Source organism: Rhizobium sp. P2_G9 (genome assembly GCF_056403475.1).
Window position 1 is genome coordinate 51,315 of record NZ_JBFUFK010000025.1, and the last position, 17,950, is coordinate 69,264.

The following is a 17,950-nucleotide window of genomic DNA, read 5'->3' on the forward strand; positions in this document are numbered from 1 at the left end:
AGCTCGCGCCTTTCAGCTATTGAGCCGATCGCTTCAGGAAGAAATTGACGGCCTCGGTCATCGTCGTGTCGCCCATCAACTCGTCGACCTCAGCGGCAGCCGTCAATGCCTCCTCACGGTCACCACGCAAGGCTTCTCCAAGTGCCACGGTAGCATATTGGGCAAAATAGCCGAGGCGCGTGACCACCGAAAACGACCGGTCATCCGCCTTGTCATCGATCAGAGAAGATGCCGTGTTGTTCACCACCAATAGGAACTTGAAGGCCTGCTCTGCCGGCAGGTCGCGGACGGCGATGAGCAACTGTTCGCCGAGCGCGAAGAGGATCCTGTCTGCGACATCACGATCGGTACTGAGCTGCGCCGGGAGCGTGATTGTTGCGCGGCCAATAAGCTCCGGGTCACCGCTACGCGCCGAACGCGCCATCAAATCCCCCAGATGCTCTGCGCGGGTGACAGCCGGGATCGCACTGCCGGATTGCTCCAATGCGTCGAGGTCTTCCGCGAGGTTATCCGCCGGGGCAATGCCTTCGCGTTCATCAAGCGTGGCGAGGTCACCGCGGAACGCGTTGATGCGCTGGGGCAGGTCGAGTTCGATGGCACGCTGCAAGCCGCGTTCGGCATAGTGGCGCGCCTTTCCATAGTCACCGGCGTAGAAATAAGCTTGGCCAAGCGTGCCAAAAGCTGACAGTTCGCTCATCTCGGATTGGGCAAGGTTCGCGTAGCGCAAGGCTCGCTCTGCGGCTTCCACCGCCTTGTCGAACTGTTTCGCCAGCAAATAGAGTGCCGACAGATCGACCGCGAAGGATGATTGCTCTACGGGATCACCATGCGCAACAGCGAGCCGCTCGCCTTCGAGTGCAGCCGATATCCCTTCTTCATGCCGTCCCCGCAGGCGTTTCATGATCTGCGCGATACGACCGCAGGCCAGCATCTCACCGTAGGTGTTTTCGCTCGCACGAGCCTCCTCGCGCATGCGTTGGGCGATCGGCAGCGCCTCGCTCCAGCGGCCGCTGCTGATCATCCTGTCAACCAGCACACGCTCGACCGTGCGCTGCAGCCAAGGGTCTAGCGAGGCGTCATCGAGGCAGGCTAGAAGGTCCGCTTCCGCGTCCGCAAATGCCCCGACAGCATATCGCAACATGCCGCGTGAGTGCAGCAGGCGCAGGCGCCATGGGTTGGTGCGCTCGGCAGGAAGTTCTGCTGCGGCAAGCAAGGCTTCGCCGTCCGCCACCACGTCCAGCAGGAATTTGGGCGAGGGATTGAACCAACGTCGCTTTTCCCTGAATTCTTCCAGCTCACACCAGATGAGTTCGGCGAGTGCCAAGCCGCATTCGAAGGCCCGCTCCGCCGCAAGCGCACGGCGGGCCTCGAGATAAGCCTTATAGAAGCGCGCCGCCATGCCACCGTCTTCGATCGTGCTACGTGCGATGCGAACTGCCGTCAGCATGCGTTCTAGCTGAGCGACGGCCGCGGTACTGCTGCCAGCGGCGCGGTCGCCGGCCCGGCCGGCATATCGCGCAAGCGCAGTTCCGATGCCGATATAGGCGCGCGCAGTTTCCTGGCCGCCGCGCGCAAGCATCTCGCTCAGCGGCTGGCCTCCCCGGGCAAGGCGCGTTATCAGCGACGCGCCGATCTTCGCGGCATCGTAGGCGTCCACGTCCCACAATGTAGTGGCATAGGCGCGCGCGCCGATCCGCACGAACTGACGGCTCATATTCGTCCAGGACAGGGACGAATTGTTGAGCACTATGGGCCGCCGGTATAGCTCGCTCCATTGCGGGATGGCGGAAGCACGTAGTTCATAGGGGCCTAAGTGAATTCCATCATAGCTGCGAGGCGTGTTGAAAAACACGAAGTCGACCGGCAGCGTGTTCAAGAGGTCATTGATAGAGGCGGGGTCGATTGGTTCCGAATCCGAACGAACCACCAGAGTGTCGCTCAAACGACCGGTGAGGCTGGTCCCGATCTCTTCCGTACCGGAGCGTTGCAACAACCCGGAACCCATGACCAGATTGAACGATGCGAGCGGATCGAGCGTGGCCTGCGCTGCGAAGTCGCTGAGGAGCTGCAGATCCGCATCCTCGATCACGTGACCGATCGGTTTTTCCGCCCAGCTTTGCCCTTCGAAGGAGACAAAGCCATAGGGAAGGCCAGTCGTGAACGCGGTGAGCCGCGCCTTGCCCACCGCACGGCATGCCTCCGCCGGCACTGCGGCAGAAACCGCATCTTCGAGTGAAGACAGGGTGTCGGCGCGTGCGCCCTTGAAAAACGTACGCCGCACTGCCGTGCCAAGCCACCGGAAGGGTCCGCTTGCGGTCGTATTGGCAGAAGGCCGGTCATCCTTCTGCGCATGCCGCTGCATCTCGGCGATCGCTTCTCGCACCGCCCCTAGCCGCGGTGGCGGGGTCACGACAAGTCGCGTTCCCAGATGGGCGGCGTAGACCGCACCCACGAGGCTGCTTGCATCGTTGCGCGCTTCGACCAGCACGGCGTGGTTTTCACTTGGTTCAGGCCCGGTCGAGCGTACCTTCGGCGGACCGGGCGGCGTCTCCGGGATCTGGAGCAACGCGCCGGCAAGCCGTGCTTCATGCAGTGCTGCGAGCACGTCGACAGCGCTGTTGCTCGCCGCATGCACCCACCCGCGCGCTGCCGCATCACCGCCAAGCTCCATCGCGCAACGCTGCGCGAAGGCTTCGAGCGTTCCGGCACCCTGGTCGGGGAGCAGGATGACACGCTCGACACGTTCGGACAGGACTTGCGGACGCGCCGCTGGTAACGCGTCGCCTTCAGGCGCTTCCGGCGCGACTATATCCAGCTCGTCTTCAGGCTCGAACAAAAGGATCGCACGCCTGATGCCGAGGTCCGCCAGCGCATGGCGCAGCATCAGATTGCGCTTGGCGATCGAACGCCGTTGGGCGAGTGCTTCTATCAGGCGACGCGACTGGGCAGATTCAGCTGCAAGATCTGCCCGCTGGGTTTCGTCCTCGGCCATGTCCCGCATGCTGATCGTCCCGGCGCGTTCCAGCGTTGCGTCGACCATCGACCGATGGGTGCGATAGAGCGCGAGATGCTCTTCCTTGCTCACGGTGAGTTGAGGAACCACGATGAGCGGAACATAGCGCCGGTCCGGAACCGCAGCGAGCGCGATGGCCGCCTCGCGCCATTGTTCCGGCCAGCACAGCACCGCGGTGTCGGCTGTCGGTGTCAAGCCTGTGCAACGCAGCGAGAGCTCTGCCGTGCCGCCCAACGGTCCGGGCGCTACCTTTGCCTCGATGCCGCCATCGGCGGTCGCGGCCACCTCGAGTCTGGTGCCCTCGCCGTTGGCCGCGAGGGCCAGCTCGACCCCGTTCGCAAGCGTGATATCGAGTGACTTGCCCTTGGCTTGCCAATGGATGACATCGTCGATCGAGAGCTGCCAGGTGCCTGGTGCGGCCTTAGGCAGTTCGACTGTGAGCTGCGCCTTGATCTCTGAGCGCTGGCCTTGGGTGCGGTCCTCGCCAGTGACTGCATTGATCTCGTTGTCTAGCTGCAGCGTCCGCTGCACACCGGCGGCGAGGTGCTGGGTCGCCTGATGAGACTCGTAAAAGGCCCTTGGGCCGGGACTCATGGGTTCGACCCGGAGCCTGCCAACACTGATATCGCCAGGTGATGTTTCCAGCGATTCACGGATCGCAAGCGTCAATTCGGCGCGCGCAATCTCGATGGCGGCAAGCAAGCCATTCCGGAAGCGCATCGCAGCGCCGGCATTGCTACCGAGCAGGACATCAGCTGGCATGGATAAGGCCGCGCACGATTTCGGGTGCGGGCGCTACAACCGCACCCGACAGGAAAATTATCACCAGCGTCACTGCAACTCCACCCCAGCTCGTCACCTGTCGAATATAGTCGCGTTTGCCGCGCAACCTGTCAAGCATTTGTATTTGCTTTGCAACTTATCAGCCGCAAGGGACAAGTATCCGGCGATCAAGCTGGGGCCATGGAGAAGGCCTCACGACGTCCAACCCACCATAATCCCTTCAATCCGCCGCCGGCAACCGCACCGTCACCAGCAGACCGCCCTCCCGCGACTCTCCGAGCGAGACGCTGCCGCCGGCGACCTCGACGACCTCCTTGACGATCGAAAGCCCTAGGCCGCTGCCTTCGGCCTTCGTTCCCATCACCCGGTAAAAACGCTCGAACACCTGGCTGCGTTCGGATTCCGCAATGCCGGGGCCGCTATCCTCCACCAGAAGTTCAGCCTGTCCGTCCCGGCGGGACACCGTGACGGTCACCCTTCCGCCCGGGGGCGTATAGCGCAGGGCATTGTCGACGAGGTTGACGATCATTTCCCTGAGCATGGTGGCGTCGCCGACGACGGTCGCGGACATGTCCGCTTCCAGCCCGAGATCTATCTCCTGGGCAAGTGCGGTCTCGGCATGGTCGGCCAGGATCTTGCGCGCGGTTTCCACAAGCTCGATCCGGTCCTGCCTCGGCCGGCGGCTGCCGGGTTCGGCGCGGGAGAGGGTAAGCAACTGGCTGGCAAGCCGTGCCACCTGGCGGGTGCTGTCGCGCAGCGCCTGCAGGGCCTCGTCGCGCCTGACGGCATCGTCCTCGCGGGCCGCGACGCTCGCCTGGGTGGAGAGCAGTGCCAGCGGTGTTCTCAGCTGATGCGCGGCATTGGCGACGAAGCGCCGCTGCGCCGCCATCTGGTTCTGCACCCGCTCCATATGATCGTTCAACGCGCCGACGAGTGGCCTGAGTTCCGTCTGAACCATGTCCGGGGGCAGGGGATCGAGACGTTCCCGGCCGCGTTCGCGCACCGCGTCGCGCAGCCTCAGCACCGGCGCGAGCCCGCGCTGCAGGCCGAAGATCGTCACCAGGCCTGCAAGCAGCACAAGGATGAGCTGTTTGCCGAAATCCGCCAGCCACAGGCTTTGACGCAATGCCCGCTGGCTGTTCTGGGTGACCGCGACCGTCACGGAGATGTCGCTGTCACGGCTCAACCCGACGACGGGGTGGGCGAGCCGCACGACCCTGACGCGCTCGCCATGAAACACGGCATCCTCGCCATTCTCGTTCTTGCCGGGTTTTGGCAGGTCGGGAAATCCGGCCACCAGCGAACCCCATGCCGTGATCACCTGGTAATAGACGCGATCGCGGTAGCCGGTGTCGAACATTTCAAGTGCAGCGGGTGGGATATCAACACCCACGGTTCCGCGTGCATCCGCATGCACGGCTTCGGCGATCACGCGTGCGGAGGCGAGCAGGGTATGGTCGGTCACCAGGTTGGCGGTGATATCGGCGGAGCGGAAACTGAGATAGAGGTTGACGCAGATGGCGGCGATCAGCGTCAGCGTCACCCAGGCAAACAATTGGGCGCGTAAGCTTTGGCTGAAATGTCCGAGACGACGGCCGAGATCACGGATCGGCATCTATTTCCCCGCCGACTGGCGTAGGAGATAGCCGAGACCGCGCAGGGTCGCGATCTGCACATTGCTGCCCTCGAGTTTTTTGCGCACGCGATGCACATAGATCTCGATCGCATTGGCGTCCGCCGCATCATCGAAGCCGAAGACGCTTTCCGCAAGCGACGCCTTCGTCACTGTTGTGCCGGCCTTCATCACCAGATGTTCAAGCACGGAATGCTCGCGCGGCGTCAAAGCCAGCGGCTCGCCGCCGAGCACGAACTGCCGCGTGCCGCCGTCGAAGACGAGATCGCCAATGGCGATTTCTGGCGCTGCCCTGTCATGGCCGCGTCGGATCACGGCCCTGAGACGGGCTTCCAGTTCGGCAATTTCGAAAGGCTTGGCGAGATAATCATCGGCGCCGCTGTCGAGCCCGGCAATGCGCCCATCGAGCCCGGCATTGGCCGTGAGGATGATCACCGGAACCTTGTTGCCGGCTTTGCGCAACCGCTTCAACAAGGTCATGCCGTCCATTTTCGGCAGGCCGAGATCGAGCACCACGGCGGCATAGTCCGCCACCTTGAGCAACTGGTCGGCGTCTTCGCCGTCATGGGCGATATCGACGGCATATTGCCCCTGGCGCAGCGCTTTGCCGAGCCAGGAAGCGAGCTCTCGATTGTCTTCGACGAGAAGCAGTTTCATTCAAACCTTGTATCAGAGTTCTCGCCGTCGAAGCAAAGCCCACAAGCTTTGTTGGAGACCATGGCTTGCCTTGCACATGATCCATTCAAAGCTTCCCGGAAAATCTCGCGTCGGTCGGCGTAAAGCCGAAGTGGCGGCGAAAGGCGCGGTTGAAAGTCGTCACGTCGTCGAAGCCGCATTGAAAGGCGATGTCGATCACTTTGCGGTTCATGCCCGCGGGTTCGGTTAGCTGTCGGAAGGCCTCCTCCAACCGCTTGCGCCGAACGAATGTCGCAATCGGTTCACCATCCATCTCGAAATCGCGCCGCAACTGGGTGCGTGAGATGCGGACATGCTGCGCGATAGCATCTTCGCTCAAAGCGGGATTTGCGAGATTGCGCAGGATGAATGCTTTGGCCGCGGCGATACGCGCGCCCGCAAGCGCGCCGGATCGAGCCGCGTCCCGGCCGCGCATATTCGCGCCGATGGCTAAAGCGGCCAGTTCAACCAGATGACGGGACACAACGTTCATTCCTGCGGCATCCAGCGCGTCGGCCTCTCTCATCGCCGACTGAACGTAACTTGTAAACAAGCCCAGATAGCCATTCGTCTTGCCGATGAAGCCGCCCACCAGCAGATCGGAACTGCTGACATAGTCCTTCAACAGGTCCCGGGAAATGGCGATCCTCGTCATCTTCGACCGCGCATCTTCCTGATAGGCGCCATAAAGTATACTGGATGCCTCAGCAGATACGCTGACGACGGCCTCGCCGAAGCGGGACACGTTTTCATTCTTGAATTGGCTGATGCCGATCCGCGAGCCGGCGGCGGGCAGATAAATCCGCACCTCGTCCGTACCGATGAGAGACGCGCTGATGGTTGCGCGCAGGCCATCCTCACACGAAATCTGGCTCATGCCAAATCCTGGACCGGTCAATCCTCTGGCGCTGGCGAAGTGGCGCACATTATCGCGCCTTGACAAAATGTGGTAGCGACTGCCCGTTGCCGCCCCCAGTTTCTCCATGAAAACTGAGATATTCGCCGATTCCTTGAGCGATAACTCGAATTTGTCCGGCTGCTTCATCGGCCCCAAGAAAAACAGCGTTTCACCTAAGACCCGCAATATATAGCGGACTTTGGCGATATGTAAATATTCGTTGTAGGCGGGAATATTTCTGAACAGAGATGCGGAATTTCAATTCGAAGCGGAATTATTACACTTTATATACAAATATAATTCCAAGCGGAGACGCGTTGCAAAAGAATTGTTTTCAAAAAATGGCGTTATTTCGCTGCTATTTGGCTCAACTTCAGGGCGCTTTCTGAGATAATATACTGTTCTCCGCTCGCTTTTGGGCAAAATCGCCAAGCTTCCTGGTCGAAAACGCAAAGATGAACCGGGCCAATTGTGCTCTTCTTAGGACGATGATTGCTCGCAGAGCGCTTCCTACGCCCACAGCGCCAACCCGCTGAGGATTGGAAGGCGTGTGAGCAGAAACTTATCCGATAGAGGCGCCGCCACATCTCGCCTCTGCTTCGAGCGTTGGCGGCAACCCAGATCTCCAGGAAGTGGACGCAATGAGCAAATATGTTTTGGACCACAATCTCACCAAGACCCTCACACTCAGCAGCAAATATGACGAATGGGATATTCCCAACTCGGTAAAAATCGCTGTCTCCGCTTACAGCGACATCATGGTCCCCGAGGGGGTCGGTTTCATCAAACTGTCGATCGACGGCGACCTTCTGCAATCGGCGGCGGATACCACCGGCGATGCCGCGGTCCAAGTCTATGGAAACAACAATAGTATCGAGGTCGGTAAGGATGCGGAGATTCATGGCGTGGGCATCGCGTCAATATTGCTGGCTGGCGGCGAGAATACAGTCGGCAATTCGGGCAAGATCTATAACACGTCTGAAAAAGGGTATGCGATTGCTGCGACAGAATCGAGCTCCATTGTCAACAACGGATTGGTACAAAGCGCAAATTTTGGTGTCGCCTTTACTGGCGGCGTAATGAAAAACCTGTCGCTTGGGACGATTAAAGCTTCAAACGCGGCAGTGGTTGTCGGCGACGATACCAATAGCAACAGCATCGGCAAGGCAACGATTATCAACGATGGGACGATCAGCTCCGCCAATTTGGCGATAGACGCGCATTACCACAGCAACGCCGTCAAGATCGTTGATCACGGTTCGATTACGGGAGATATCATTCTCAGCAATTACGATGATGTGATTGATGTCCGCAGCGATAATAAACTGAGCGGCGAGATTTCCGGGCTTGAAGGCGACGATATCTATATGGTGTCCAGCCAGAAGACGCATATCACCGAGCTTGCCAACGGTGGCACCGATACCGTCAAATCGACGGTGAGCTACCATCTCGGCGATGAGTTGGAAAACCTCGTTATGCTCGGCAAAGCCAACCTGAGTGGAACGGGCAACGAGCTTGATAATCACATCACCGGAAACGCCGGAGCCAATTCGCTCGATGGCGGTGCCGGCGTCGACTACCTCGACGGCGGCAAGGGCGCCGACATGTTGACCGGCGGTCTGGACGCGGACCGATTTGTCTTCCGCACCGGCAACGGCATCGACACCGTCACCGACTTCACCAAGGGCATGGACTATGTCGACGTCGATGGCGWCAAGGGCTACGGCAGCTTTGCCGATCTATCTTCGCACATTACCCAGCATGGGGCGAACACATGGATCGACTTCGATCAGGGTCAAAGACTGGTACTTGACCATGTCACGGCAACCACACTGACGGCCGACGACTTCGAATTCAACATCTAGAAATCGTCCGGCACCGCCCACGCGCATCTCGCTACAAGCCTTTGAGGCGATAGTCGCGCCTGCTGTCCGAATGGACACCACGACCCGCGGCTTTGCCTTTCAGCAAAATCTAAAGACCAGACCATTCAGGCTTCTAAGGAGGCGACCACCATGCCGACATACCGCATCAAGCACGACAGCAACACGGAACTGACGATCAGTACGACCCATTCCAACTGGATCATCGAGGCCGGTGTAACGCTGGCGGTCAAGGACCAAGCCGCCATTTTCTTCGACATAGGCGATGACTCCAACACGCTGAACATATTCGGTGAGGTGATCGGCAAAGGCGAGAAGGGCGTAGGTCTGGACTGCTACGGCGAGGATACGGCGATCACCATCGAAAAGGGTGGCTCGATTTCCGGGTTTGAAGGTATTGCCAATTACCGGGACGGAAATCATTACGTGAATGATGGTGCTATCGAGGCTAAAGACATCGGCTTTGATTCCACCGGCGCCGTTCACTTTGTCAATAGCGGAACTCTTGGGGCAAGCGCGGAAAACGCCTTTATCAGCGCAGCCGGCAGCACCGTCATCAATAAGGCCGGCGGGGTGATCCAGGGCGTCAATTTTGGCCTGGAATTCACCGGTTCAGGGGCGACGAAAATCATCAATGACGGAAGCATCATTGGGGGGACCGCCCTGCACGATAATGACGACGGCCGTGTGAAAATCGTCAATCATGGCAAGATCACGGGCCTCGTCTATCTCGGAAACGGCAATGATTTCCTCGATACGCGCAGCGGAACCGTGCATGGCGAAGTCGATGGATCCGGAGGCAACGACACCTATCTCGTGTCGAGCCAGAATGTCGACATCGTGGAAAGCAGTGGCGGCGGCAACGATACGGTCAAATCGACCGTAAGTTACATTCTCGGCGAGAATATCGAAACGCTGGTCCTGCTCGGCAAGGGCAACACCACCGGGCAAGGCAACGATTCAGACAATCACATCACCGGCAATGCCGGCAATAACACGCTCTCCGGCGGAGCAGGGCTGGACTTCCTCAATGGCGGAAAAGGCAATGACATACTGACTGGCGGCGCCGACCAGGACAATATTGTCTTCGTCAAAGGCAACGGTGTCGACACCGTTACCGATTTCGTTCACGGCTCCGACTACATCGATATCCTGAAATTCTCCGGGATCACGGATTATTCGAGCCTCCAGTCCCATATCAGCCAGCACGGTTCGGACACCTGGATCACCCTTGGCGACGGCGACAAGCTGATCCTGCACGCCGTCAATTCCACGACGCTGACTGCGGACGACTTTGTCTTCAGTTGATGCCGAAGACCGGCAACTTGCAAAACCAAAACCCCCCTGAAAAATGAGCGAACCGTCATGACCACCCACACGATCAAGCAGAACAGCCATGATCAATTGGCAATCAAAACCGCGGGCGACAGCTGGATCATCATGGCGACCGCCACCCTGAAGGACGCGACCGACGAGCCGGTCATCCTGCTTTATCCCGAGGCATCTTCGAATACGCTAGATATCTCCGGCACGGTCTCCGGGACAGGCGAGCACGGCTATGATATTGGGGTGGCTGGCAACGACAATCAGATCACGATCGAAAAAGGTGGCGAGCTCACCGGCGATGTTGGCCTCATCAATCAGGCGACCGGCACGTCCCTCATAAACAACGGAACGATCGACCCGAAATTTGCGGCCATCGATTCATTAACCAGCATCGATTTGACGAATTCCGGCTCTATCGCTTCCGGTTCCGGCGACACGATTGCTATGGCGGCGGGAGGCACGATCGTCAACACCTCTTCGGGGACGATCACCAGCCGGAACAACACCGCTCTCGATGTCCGCGGGGGAGCGTCCGTCGTGACAACGCTGATCAACGAGGGCGAGATCCACGGCCCAACGGCGGTGTTTGACACCTCGGACAAAATGAAAATCGTCAATCATGGCACGATCGTCGGAGATATCCTGCTCGCCGGTGGCCGTGACCTTGTCGATACACGCGGCGGAACTGTGCATGGCGAGATCGAAGGTGGGCTTGGAAACGATACCTTTATTGTTTCAAGCCAGGCAATCGATATTTCGGAAAGCGAAGGGCAGGGAACCGATACGGTAAAATCGACGGTCAACTACACGCTGGGCGACAATATCGAGCAGCTCATCTTGCTCGGCACCGGTGGTCTTACCGGTCACGGCAATGCGCTGGACAATCACATCACCGGCAGTATGGGCAACGATACGCTCTACGGCGAAGCTGGCCTGGATGTCCTGAATGGCGGCAAGGGAAACGACACCCTGACCGGTGGCGACGATCAGGATACTTTTCAATTCAAAAAGGGCAACGACATCGATACCATCACCGATTTTACCCACGGGTCGGACTATATCGCCATACTGAAGTTTGCGGGGATCACCAACTATTCTAGCCTTCAGTCCCATATCAGCCAGCATGACGCAGATACCTGGATCACCTTTGGCCACGACAAGCTGATCCTGCACGCCTTTGATTCCACGACGCTGACGGCGGACGACTTTCTCTTCAGTTGATGCCGAAGGTCGGCAGCATGCGAAACAAAAATCTCCTGAAGAATGAGAGAACAGCCCCGGGGTCAAAATGCAAAGACCCCCGTGGCGCGCAGAACCTGCGGAAAACGATCGATATGGGGCAATCATCGTTCTGGGGGCAGGGGGACCACTTGGTCCCATGCGCCATCTATCGAGCCAGACGAGGCTTTGCCCGCCCGCAGATCGTAGAAAATCGAGCAGGCAACCAGGATGCCTCCGAATACCGTGGCGAGAGCTGGAATGTCTCCGAATGCAAGCCACACCCAGAGCGGTGCCAGAGGCATTTCGAGTGCGCTGATCAACATGGCCCGGCCAGCGGCCACCCGGGAGGCGCCGGCGAGATAGCAGGGCAGTGCGATCGCCATCGTGGCGACGCCGAATCCCGCCAGCCAGAACGCATCCGCTGCCGTTATGGAAAAATTCGCGCCCTGCATATGGCCGAGCGGCAGAACGATGAGACCAGCCGTCGCCGAGGCGAGCAATGACATCACCAGCGCCGGCACGTCGCTGCCGCGAGCGGCCACGGTCATCAGAGAAAGAGAGAGCGTCATCAAAAGAGCGAGTGCGTCGCCAAAGCTTGTTCCGACCTCGAGCGAGTGGAAGACGGTAAGACTTACGCCCAGCAACGCAATCATGGACGCTATCAGGGTTTTCCGAGCCATTCTTTCATGCCGCCAAACCCAGGCGATCGCGGCGGTCATGAGAGGCGCGGCTGCATATATGATCGAGATATTGGCGACAGCAGTATATTTGAATGCCGCAAGATAGGTGACCGTGCCGAAGCTGCTGAAGGCGATGACAGCCAATTGCTGACGGCCGATTTTCCATCGTTGGCCACGGGAGCCGCGCGAGGTAAGAGCAACCACGAAGGCAAGGGCAATCGTGCCGAAGAAATTCCGCCAGAAAATCATCGCCCAGAGATCGATGGGCGCTTTGCGGGTAAAAAAGCCTGCCGAGCTGAACGCCACGGCCGAAAGGACGAGGAGAGCTATGCCTCGGACGATATCAAAGCCTTGCATTTTCATGGGAGCCGTCATCGCTGCATCCTTGTTGTGATGCCTGCAAGTTTGATCCCATCCGCGCCCGCGATGTTTCAGAAATTCCTTTAGCATCGAGCCTGTGCTTGCATCTATAACGATGGCATGACCGCTATTCCTGCACATTCAGCTTCGCCTGAGAAAAACATCTCCCCGGTTTCGCTGGCCGAACTGGGTGCCCTGATCGGTGACCCCGTGCGGGCGGCGATCCTTATGGTCTTGAGTGACGGCACGACACGGCCCGCGGGGGAACTGGCCTTCCTGGCAGGCGCTTCGCCACAGGCGGCAAGCCCGCACCTTGCCCAACTGGTCGATGGCGGACTGCTGGCCGTTGAGAGGCAAGGGCGACACCGCTTCTATCGCCTGGCGTCTGGAGAAATCGCCGAGATCATCGAAAGCTTGTCCAATTGGGCGAGCCCTCCTGTTCACCGGGTCCGGCACGATGCTGCTCTGTGCCATGCGCGACTTTGCTATGATCATCTTGCAGGGAGGCTCGGGGTGAGGCTGCTCGATCGTCTTTCGGAGCGAAACCTGCTGGTGCTCAAGCCCGATGGTCTCGATTTCAGCGAGGCAGGCCAAGCCTGGTTCGAGCGGCATGCGCAACATCCGCTGCCGCCGCCGTCAAAACAGAGAGCGCGGGTGAGGCTTTGCCTGGATTGGACGGAAAGGCGCAATCATCTTGGCGGCTATCTCGGCGCCAAGCTGACGGAAATGATGCTGGACCGGGGATATCTGGTTCCGGGTTCGAAGCGCCGTACCATCACCGTGACATCCGCTGGCGCTCGCTTCTTCTGCGATGAACTGGGCATTGAGGCTGACGCATTGGTGTAGCCGGCAACGCACCCGGCAAGCGAGGATCATTATCGAGCTTGCCAGCAAATGCGGCCCGGGATGCAAGCCCCGGGCCGACATAATCTCGATTTCCTCTGATGGGAGGGATTACTGGACGATCCTGATGACCTTACGGGTCTTCGGTTCGACAATGACGCGGTGCTTGTTCACGACCGCATAAGAATAGCTGTCGTTGTCCGGTACATTTTTGATGACGACCGAGTCGGGCAGGGCGGTGCCAGCGTCGACATCGCCTTCGACCACCGTGCCCTCGTCGAGGGGCTGTTCGGTCACGTAGTGGGTGACCGTGTCGGGGATGACTACTGTCTCGCCGGCATAAGCGTAGGTTGAGGCAAGTGCGAGCGAGAGGCCGGCGGCGGCCAGAAGTTTGGCTTTCATGATGAATACTCCTTGGATTGTCTGTGGCGCCAGGCGGATCGTTCCGGCTCTGGGCCGTTATTGGCTGGGCCGGGGCGCCAGCAGCGCCCCCGCATTTTCAAACCAATTGGAAGTCGGCGTCGCTCACATGCGAGCGCTGAACATCCAGCAGCGTCACGCTGTGGCCGTCATCGAAGTCGATGACAGTGTCTTGGCCTGACTTGTGGATGGTAAAGTCGGTCATCGAGTCCACACCGACATAGTCCTGGTGCCTGCTGCCACCGTCCGCGTCGAAATCCGTGATCGTGTCGTTGCCGTCATTCTTGTGGAAGACGAAGATATCGGAGCCATGGCCGCCGGTCAGTCGGTCGTCGCCGGTGTCGCCATCCAGAAGGTCGCGGCCGCCATGCCCTTTGAGCACGTCATCGCCGTGCCCACCCCACAGCCAGTCGCGGGCGGACGAACCGTTCAGCATGTCGTCGCCGCGAAACGCAAAATTGAGCATGCCGTCGAAGCCCTTGTTGACGAGAGTCGTCTGCAGCTTTGCCGCGTCGTAGTCGGCATCGCTGATCGCCGCATAGACGTCGCCTTGCCTGTCCTGGAAGGTGATGTCGCTGATCGTGCCGCCGACCAGGGCATCGCCGTCATAAGAGAAGTTCGAACCTTCCAGGACAATCTTATTGTGGGATTCGGTGTCGACATAGACAGCCTTGCCGGAACGCTCGTTTCTGAGCTCAAGCGAGCTTTCGTCAAAAAACCGATCGAGGGAATTGTAATCCAGCTGGCTGGTGAAGGTCGCCTTGACCATTGATATGTCTCCTTGATTTTAGGATGAAAAACGGCGGGGCTTAGCCGCCCTTGGAAAATCAGTTCATGACCCGGACCACGATGTGGTTTTTCGGGTTGACGATCACGCGATGGTTGTTGACCACGACATAGGCATACCGATTGTCTTCGGGAACCGGTGTTAGTGTGATATGTGCAGGCAGGGCATGACCGACGCGGATTCGCTCCTTGACGATGACACTGCTGTCGGCGGGCTGTTCCTGAACATAGGTAACGACCCGGTCCGGCGGCGGATCGAGGGCGGCGCCGGCCGTAAGGCCGACAGCTCCGCCGATCACAGCGCCCATGGGACCGCCGATGACGGCACCTGTGGCAGCGCCGCCGACCATGCCGGTGACCTTGCCGCTGTTGTCGCCTGCATAAGCAAAAGTACAGGCCGACAACGCTCCGACGATCGCAGCGAGGATCGTGGCTTTCATGATTTTTCTCCTTTCGTATCGGCTTACCGATGCCAACGAACAGTCAAAGGAGAACAGAAGTTCCTAAAATATTTTAATTTGCTAATAATTATAATTTTTCAGCATGTTGTCAGCGTTTTATCAGAATAGATCATCACCTCTACTCCCGGTTTTATTTCTCAACGATGCGTGTCTACTGCCAGTCCGCCGCGTATTTCGACGGCGCGGAACAAACCGATTCAAATGGGCATTTGTATCCCTGACATGACCGGGCAGGAGACAGTGACATGGAGAGAAAGTACAAGTATTCGCCCGCTGAAGCGCAGCTTCTACCCGTCGCGGTCACCGTTGTTCTGACCGCGCTCGGCGTCGCCTGTCTGTTGCTCGGTACGGCCAGCATAGGATTTTCTCCGAAGGCGGCGGATGCCTATCAAATCACCGCAGAACGGTAATGCGTCTCGGCCATGGTCGGTTGATCATGTCTTAATGGCTGCACGGAAATATCTGCCTGGCAACAGGTCACATTTGCCCGCCAAGCACGGACATTCACCCGGCTCCTGCATAGTCGCGGAGGGCCGGGGCAATTCCTGCCGCCAAACACCGGCCCGATTGCGAATGCTTTTCACGCAGTTCGAAATCGCCAGCCCTTAATGCGGTTTGAATTTGAGATCGACCATCTTCCTGACGGTTTCCTCATTGGCCATCAGCTTCAGGATCAGATTATCGGCCAGATTGGTGAGCGCGAGCGCAATCTCCGCCGCGTTCCAGCCGTTCTCACAGGCTTCGTCGACCATTTCCAGGAAGCGGTCTTCGATCGCGTCCTCGCAGTCCATCAGGCGGTCTTCATAAGGCATCAGGTGTCGTGGTGGGTTCATAACGGCCTCCTGAGACCAACAACGATGTCGGAAATGGCGAGTTCCACGAGCGCTTTGCCCGTGACCTATTTTCCGCGGAATTGCAGACGAAGCCGGGCTGTTTTCGAGAAATTGACGTGGAGATCGAGAGAGGTGGGGCCGCCTCGGCGGTTGGGTAACGAGCCTGAAAAGCATCGACCGTGAAGCCAGCCCCATGCCTGAACGACCGACGACCCCTCGCGTTCCAGCGTGTAAGCGAGAAATTGCCCCCGTTGCAAAAAGGCCGCTTCTGTTGGGGCACGGAAACGAACCGCCGTCGCTCGACGCTCTGCGCACGGCGCGGCGAGCAAGCGATCTGAGCGAATCCTGGAAATCGCGTGGGATATTTCCAGTCACACCTCGTGCCTGACAGGAGACCAGGCAAGCATGAATTTTGCTTTGGCGTTGGAGACCGGGCCCCCGTCGTCGACGATGTTGAAGGTGCCGAAAACCGTCGCTTTCGCCGCCAGCAATGCGGCGCGCGCTGCATCGTCGACATGCGGCACTGTCGAACCGGACGGCGCGTCGCTGCCTGTTTCCGGCCCGTAAAGCAGGCCATAGCGCAGGACCGTGCCGGCAATACCAACTGTTTCAAGCGTCAGCTGCTCCAGCGTCCGGACTGCGGCAGCACTTTCCTGCAGCGGCATCTCTTCCGTGATCGATGGGGCCGCCGGCTGATAGACCCAGGCGATGCTTTGCGCGATCATTCTTTCCGCACCGGCCGCAACGGCGGCGTCGACCAGGTTTTTCGTGCCGATTTCTCTGAGGCGTGCATTGCGGCGACGGCCTTCTTCCATCTGCGCTGGGTCGAGGCCGAAGGGCAAGTCGGTCAACTGATGGATGATGATCCGCGGCTTCGCCATGGCCACCGCCGTTTTCAGTGCCTCGGTATCGAAGACATCGACAACCACCGGGATCGCGCAGGCTTGGCGAATGCCGTCCTGGCGGTCAGGTTTTCGCGTCGTGCCATAAACCGCAAAACCTGCCTGCACGAGCATCGGCAGCAACTTGCGTCCAATCGCGCCCGTGGCGCCGGCCAAAAAGACGGTGTCTGCCATTGCGGATTCCCCCAATTCTTCGTCTCGGCCTGGGCATATGGCCTTTCACGGAGAGCATTTCAATTTGGGCTCAAGCGTGCCGGCGCTTGCGCCTGTCACTCGCAAGCCTGCACAGGATGACGTATCACTGCTGATGCTCGCGCAACTGTTTGATGATCTCGCGCAGCCCACGTGTCAGATGTTTGTCTCGACGAATTGCCAGGCCCAACTGTCGCGTCAATGTGGGGCTTACCGGTGACGTCCTCAAACCATGGGCTCGTTCCGGCCTGAGAGCCATGGCAGGAAGCAAGGACCATCCCAATCCCGCGGAGACAAGCCCCTTTATCGCTTCCACGCTTCCAAATTCCATCTTCGGTTCAGGTCGGATTCCCGCTGCTGTGAACCAGGCGTCCGTGGCCGCGCGGGTGTTGCCGCCGTCGTAAAGCATCAGTGTCTTGTCGGCTAAAAATGCCGCGTCCGGCCCGCCTTCCGGCATCTGGCTTCCCTCGGGTGCGACGGCGAGAAACTGCTCGACGTAAAAGGGGTCGATATCCAGGGATCGGCCGGATGCGGGAAGGGTGACCACGGCGAGATCGAGCGTGTTCATCTCTAGGTCGCGCAATATCTCATCGGTGTTGCCGATCCGAACGACAATTTCCAGGCCCGGCATCCGCTGCTTGGCTGCGGCGACGGCGCGCGGAAGAAGATGGATGGACGCGGTGCCGCCGCTGCCGATCCTCACGCGACCAACGCCACCGTCGCGATAGGGAGCCATCGCGTCTTCAGCTGCGGAGCATTCACTGAGAATCCGTCTCGCATGGACGACAAAATCAAGCCCTGCCGGCGACGGCTGCGCACGTCGGCCGATGCGCTCGATGAGCTTCACGCCCAGCCGCTGCTCCAGGAGCTTGATCTGCAGACTCACCGCCGGCTGCGTCAGGCCGATCCGTTGTGAAGCTGCGGTGAAGCTTCCAAGTTCCGCGACAGCCAAAAACGTTGCGATGTGGTCGAGATTCAACACCAAAGATATCCTTATGAATTGCATTTAATCCATAAGGGATGTCTCTGGCTTCGGCCAGT

General features: G+C 59.2%; 17 protein-coding genes. 5 read left to right on the top strand and 12 right to left on the bottom strand.

From position 1 onward, the window contains the following. Positions 1 to 16 precede the first annotated feature (16 nt). From AC1DYF_RS20800 to AC1DYF_RS20820, 5 genes are all read right to left on the bottom strand, one after another. Positions 17 to 3,775: a hypothetical protein gene (locus tag AC1DYF_RS20800; protein WP_477878665.1), complete on the bottom strand. Its 3,759-nt coding sequence runs from the start codon at positions 3,773 to 3,775 to the stop codon at positions 17 to 19. Then, positions 3,765 to 3,914: a hypothetical protein gene (locus AC1DYF_RS20805; protein WP_477878666.1), complete on the bottom strand. Its 150-nt coding sequence runs from the start codon at positions 3,912 to 3,914 to the stop codon at positions 3,765 to 3,767. The genes AC1DYF_RS20800 and AC1DYF_RS20805 overlap by 11 nt, the downstream gene beginning before the upstream one ends. Before the next feature lie 102 nt (positions 3,915 to 4,016). Beyond that, positions 4,017 to 5,411: a sensor histidine kinase gene (locus tag AC1DYF_RS20810; RefSeq protein WP_477878667.1), complete on the bottom strand. Its 1,395-nt coding sequence runs from the start codon at positions 5,409 to 5,411 to the stop codon at positions 4,017 to 4,019. After that, positions 5,412 to 6,086 (bottom strand): response regulator, encoded by a 675-nt coding sequence (locus tag AC1DYF_RS20815; RefSeq protein WP_477878668.1) that lies wholly within the window; start codon positions 6,084 to 6,086, stop codon positions 5,412 to 5,414. An 85-nt stretch (positions 6,087 to 6,171) separates the two neighbouring features. Beyond that, entirely contained in the window at positions 6,172 to 7,149 is a 978-nt protein-coding gene (locus AC1DYF_RS20820; RefSeq protein WP_477878669.1) for a helix-turn-helix domain-containing protein, read from the bottom strand. A gap of 494 nt (positions 7,150 to 7,643) precedes the next feature. Here AC1DYF_RS20820 and AC1DYF_RS20825 point away from each other — a divergent pair, with 494 nt between their 5' ends. The 3 genes from AC1DYF_RS20825 (at position 7,644) to AC1DYF_RS20835 (ending at position 11,432) form a co-directional block, all read left to right on the top strand. Continuing rightward, a complete protein-coding gene (locus AC1DYF_RS20825; RefSeq protein ID WP_477878670.1) occupies positions 7,644 to 8,867 on the top strand; it encodes a calcium-binding protein in 1,224 nt (407 codons plus the stop codon). Between the two features lie 150 nt (positions 8,868 to 9,017). Then, positions 9,018 to 10,193: a calcium-binding protein gene (locus AC1DYF_RS20830; protein WP_477878671.1), complete on the top strand. Its 1,176-nt coding sequence runs from the start codon at positions 9,018 to 9,020 to the stop codon at positions 10,191 to 10,193. A 132-nt stretch (positions 10,194 to 10,325) separates the two neighbouring features. Beyond that, on the top strand, positions 10,326 to 11,432 hold the full coding sequence (locus tag AC1DYF_RS20835) for a calcium-binding protein (protein WP_477878672.1): 1,107 nt from the start codon (positions 10,326 to 10,328) through the stop codon (positions 11,430 to 11,432). Between the two features lie 122 nt (positions 11,433 to 11,554). On the opposite strand, the gene AC1DYF_RS20840 is transcribed toward AC1DYF_RS20835, so the two are convergent. After that, on the bottom strand, positions 11,555 to 12,487 hold the full coding sequence (locus AC1DYF_RS20840; RefSeq protein ID WP_477878673.1) for a DMT family transporter: 933 nt from the start codon (positions 12,485 to 12,487) through the stop codon (positions 11,555 to 11,557). A gap of 105 nt (positions 12,488 to 12,592) precedes the next feature. On the opposite strand from AC1DYF_RS20840, the gene AC1DYF_RS20845 reads away from it, so the two are divergent. Beyond that, positions 12,593 to 13,318: a helix-turn-helix domain-containing protein gene (locus tag AC1DYF_RS20845; protein ID WP_477878674.1), complete on the top strand. Its 726-nt coding sequence runs from the start codon at positions 12,593 to 12,595 to the stop codon at positions 13,316 to 13,318. Between the two features lie 108 nt (positions 13,319 to 13,426). Here AC1DYF_RS20845 and AC1DYF_RS20850 read toward each other — a convergent pair whose 3' ends face one another. The 3 genes from AC1DYF_RS20850 to AC1DYF_RS20860 form a co-directional block, all read right to left on the bottom strand. After that, positions 13,427 to 13,717, bottom strand: a complete 291-nt coding sequence (locus AC1DYF_RS20850) for a DUF1236 domain-containing protein (protein WP_477878675.1) — start codon at positions 13,715 to 13,717, stop codon at positions 13,427 to 13,429. Positions 13,718 to 13,814: 97 nt separating this feature from the next. Continuing rightward, a complete protein-coding gene (locus AC1DYF_RS20855) occupies positions 13,815 to 14,504 on the bottom strand; it encodes a calcium-binding protein (RefSeq protein ID WP_477878676.1) in 690 nt (229 codons plus the stop codon). A 58-nt stretch (positions 14,505 to 14,562) separates the two neighbouring features. Then, positions 14,563 to 14,961, bottom strand: a complete 399-nt coding sequence (locus AC1DYF_RS20860) for a DUF1236 domain-containing protein (protein WP_477878677.1) — start codon at positions 14,959 to 14,961, stop codon at positions 14,563 to 14,565. Between the two features lie 266 nt (positions 14,962 to 15,227). On the opposite strand from AC1DYF_RS20860, the gene AC1DYF_RS20865 reads away from it, so the two are divergent. Beyond that, a complete protein-coding gene (locus AC1DYF_RS20865) occupies positions 15,228 to 15,392 on the top strand; it encodes a hypothetical protein (protein ID WP_477679898.1) in 165 nt (54 codons plus the stop codon). A 195-nt stretch (positions 15,393 to 15,587) separates the two neighbouring features. Here the strand turns inward: AC1DYF_RS20865 and AC1DYF_RS20870 are convergent, their stop codons facing one another. The 3 genes from AC1DYF_RS20870 to AC1DYF_RS20880 all read right to left on the bottom strand — a co-directional run bounded on the left by AC1DYF_RS20870 (position 15,588) and on the right by AC1DYF_RS20880 (position 17,891). After that, complete coding sequence (locus AC1DYF_RS20870; protein ID WP_477878678.1) at positions 15,588 to 15,815, bottom strand: hypothetical protein; 228 nt, start codon at positions 15,813 to 15,815, stop codon at positions 15,588 to 15,590. A 371-nt stretch (positions 15,816 to 16,186) separates the two neighbouring features. Further along, on the bottom strand, positions 16,187 to 16,891 hold the full coding sequence (locus AC1DYF_RS20875) for an NAD-dependent epimerase/dehydratase family protein (protein WP_477878679.1): 705 nt from the start codon (positions 16,889 to 16,891) through the stop codon (positions 16,187 to 16,189). A 124-nt stretch (positions 16,892 to 17,015) separates the two neighbouring features. Continuing rightward, positions 17,016 to 17,891 (bottom strand): LysR family transcriptional regulator, encoded by an 876-nt coding sequence (locus AC1DYF_RS20880; protein ID WP_477878680.1) that lies wholly within the window; start codon positions 17,889 to 17,891, stop codon positions 17,016 to 17,018. Between the last annotated feature and the right edge of the window lie 59 nt (positions 17,892 to 17,950).

What these genes read in the sequence shown, in the direction of transcription:
- AC1DYF_RS20800 (WP_477878665.1), bottom strand. Translation starts at nt 3,775, where the DNA reads ATGCCAGCTGATGTCCTGCTCGGTAGCAATGCCGGCGCTGCGATGCGC.
- AC1DYF_RS20805 (WP_477878666.1), bottom strand. Translation starts at nt 3,914, where the DNA reads ATGCTTGACAGGTTGCGCGGCAAACGCGACTATATTCGACAGGTGACG.
- AC1DYF_RS20810 (WP_477878667.1), bottom strand. Translation starts at nt 5,411, where the DNA reads ATGCCGATCCGTGATCTCGGCCGTCGTCTCGGACATTTCAGCCAAAGC.
- AC1DYF_RS20815 (WP_477878668.1), bottom strand. Translation starts at nt 6,086, where the DNA reads ATGAAACTGCTTCTCGTCGAAGACAATCGAGAGCTCGCTTCCTGGCTC.
- AC1DYF_RS20820 (WP_477878669.1), bottom strand. Translation starts at nt 7,149, where the DNA reads ATGAAGCAGCCGGACAAATTCGAGTTATCGCTCAAGGAATCGGCGAAT.
- AC1DYF_RS20830 (WP_477878671.1), top strand. Translation starts at nt 9,018, where the DNA reads ATGCCGACATACCGCATCAAGCACGACAGCAACACGGAACTGACGATC.
- AC1DYF_RS20835 (WP_477878672.1), top strand. Translation starts at nt 10,326, where the DNA reads ATGGCGACCGCCACCCTGAAGGACGCGACCGACGAGCCGGTCATCCTG.
- AC1DYF_RS20840 (WP_477878673.1), bottom strand. Translation starts at nt 12,487, where the DNA reads ATGACGGCTCCCATGAAAATGCAAGGCTTTGATATCGTCCGAGGCATA.
- AC1DYF_RS20845 (WP_477878674.1), top strand. Translation starts at nt 12,593, where the DNA reads ATGACCGCTATTCCTGCACATTCAGCTTCGCCTGAGAAAAACATCTCC.
- AC1DYF_RS20850 (WP_477878675.1), bottom strand. Translation starts at nt 13,717, where the DNA reads ATGAAAGCCAAACTTCTGGCCGCCGCCGGCCTCTCGCTCGCACTTGCC.
- AC1DYF_RS20855 (WP_477878676.1), bottom strand. Translation starts at nt 14,504, where the DNA reads ATGGTCAAGGCGACCTTCACCAGCCAGCTGGATTACAATTCCCTCGAT.
- AC1DYF_RS20860 (WP_477878677.1), bottom strand. Translation starts at nt 14,961, where the DNA reads ATGAAAGCCACGATCCTCGCTGCGATCGTCGGAGCGTTGTCGGCCTGT.
- AC1DYF_RS20865 (WP_477679898.1), top strand. Translation starts at nt 15,228, where the DNA reads ATGGAGAGAAAGTACAAGTATTCGCCCGCTGAAGCGCAGCTTCTACCC.
- AC1DYF_RS20870 (WP_477878678.1), bottom strand. Translation starts at nt 15,815, where the DNA reads ATGAACCCACCACGACACCTGATGCCTTATGAAGACCGCCTGATGGAC.
- AC1DYF_RS20875 (WP_477878679.1), bottom strand. Translation starts at nt 16,891, where the DNA reads ATGGCAGACACCGTCTTTTTGGCCGGCGCCACGGGCGCGATTGGACGC.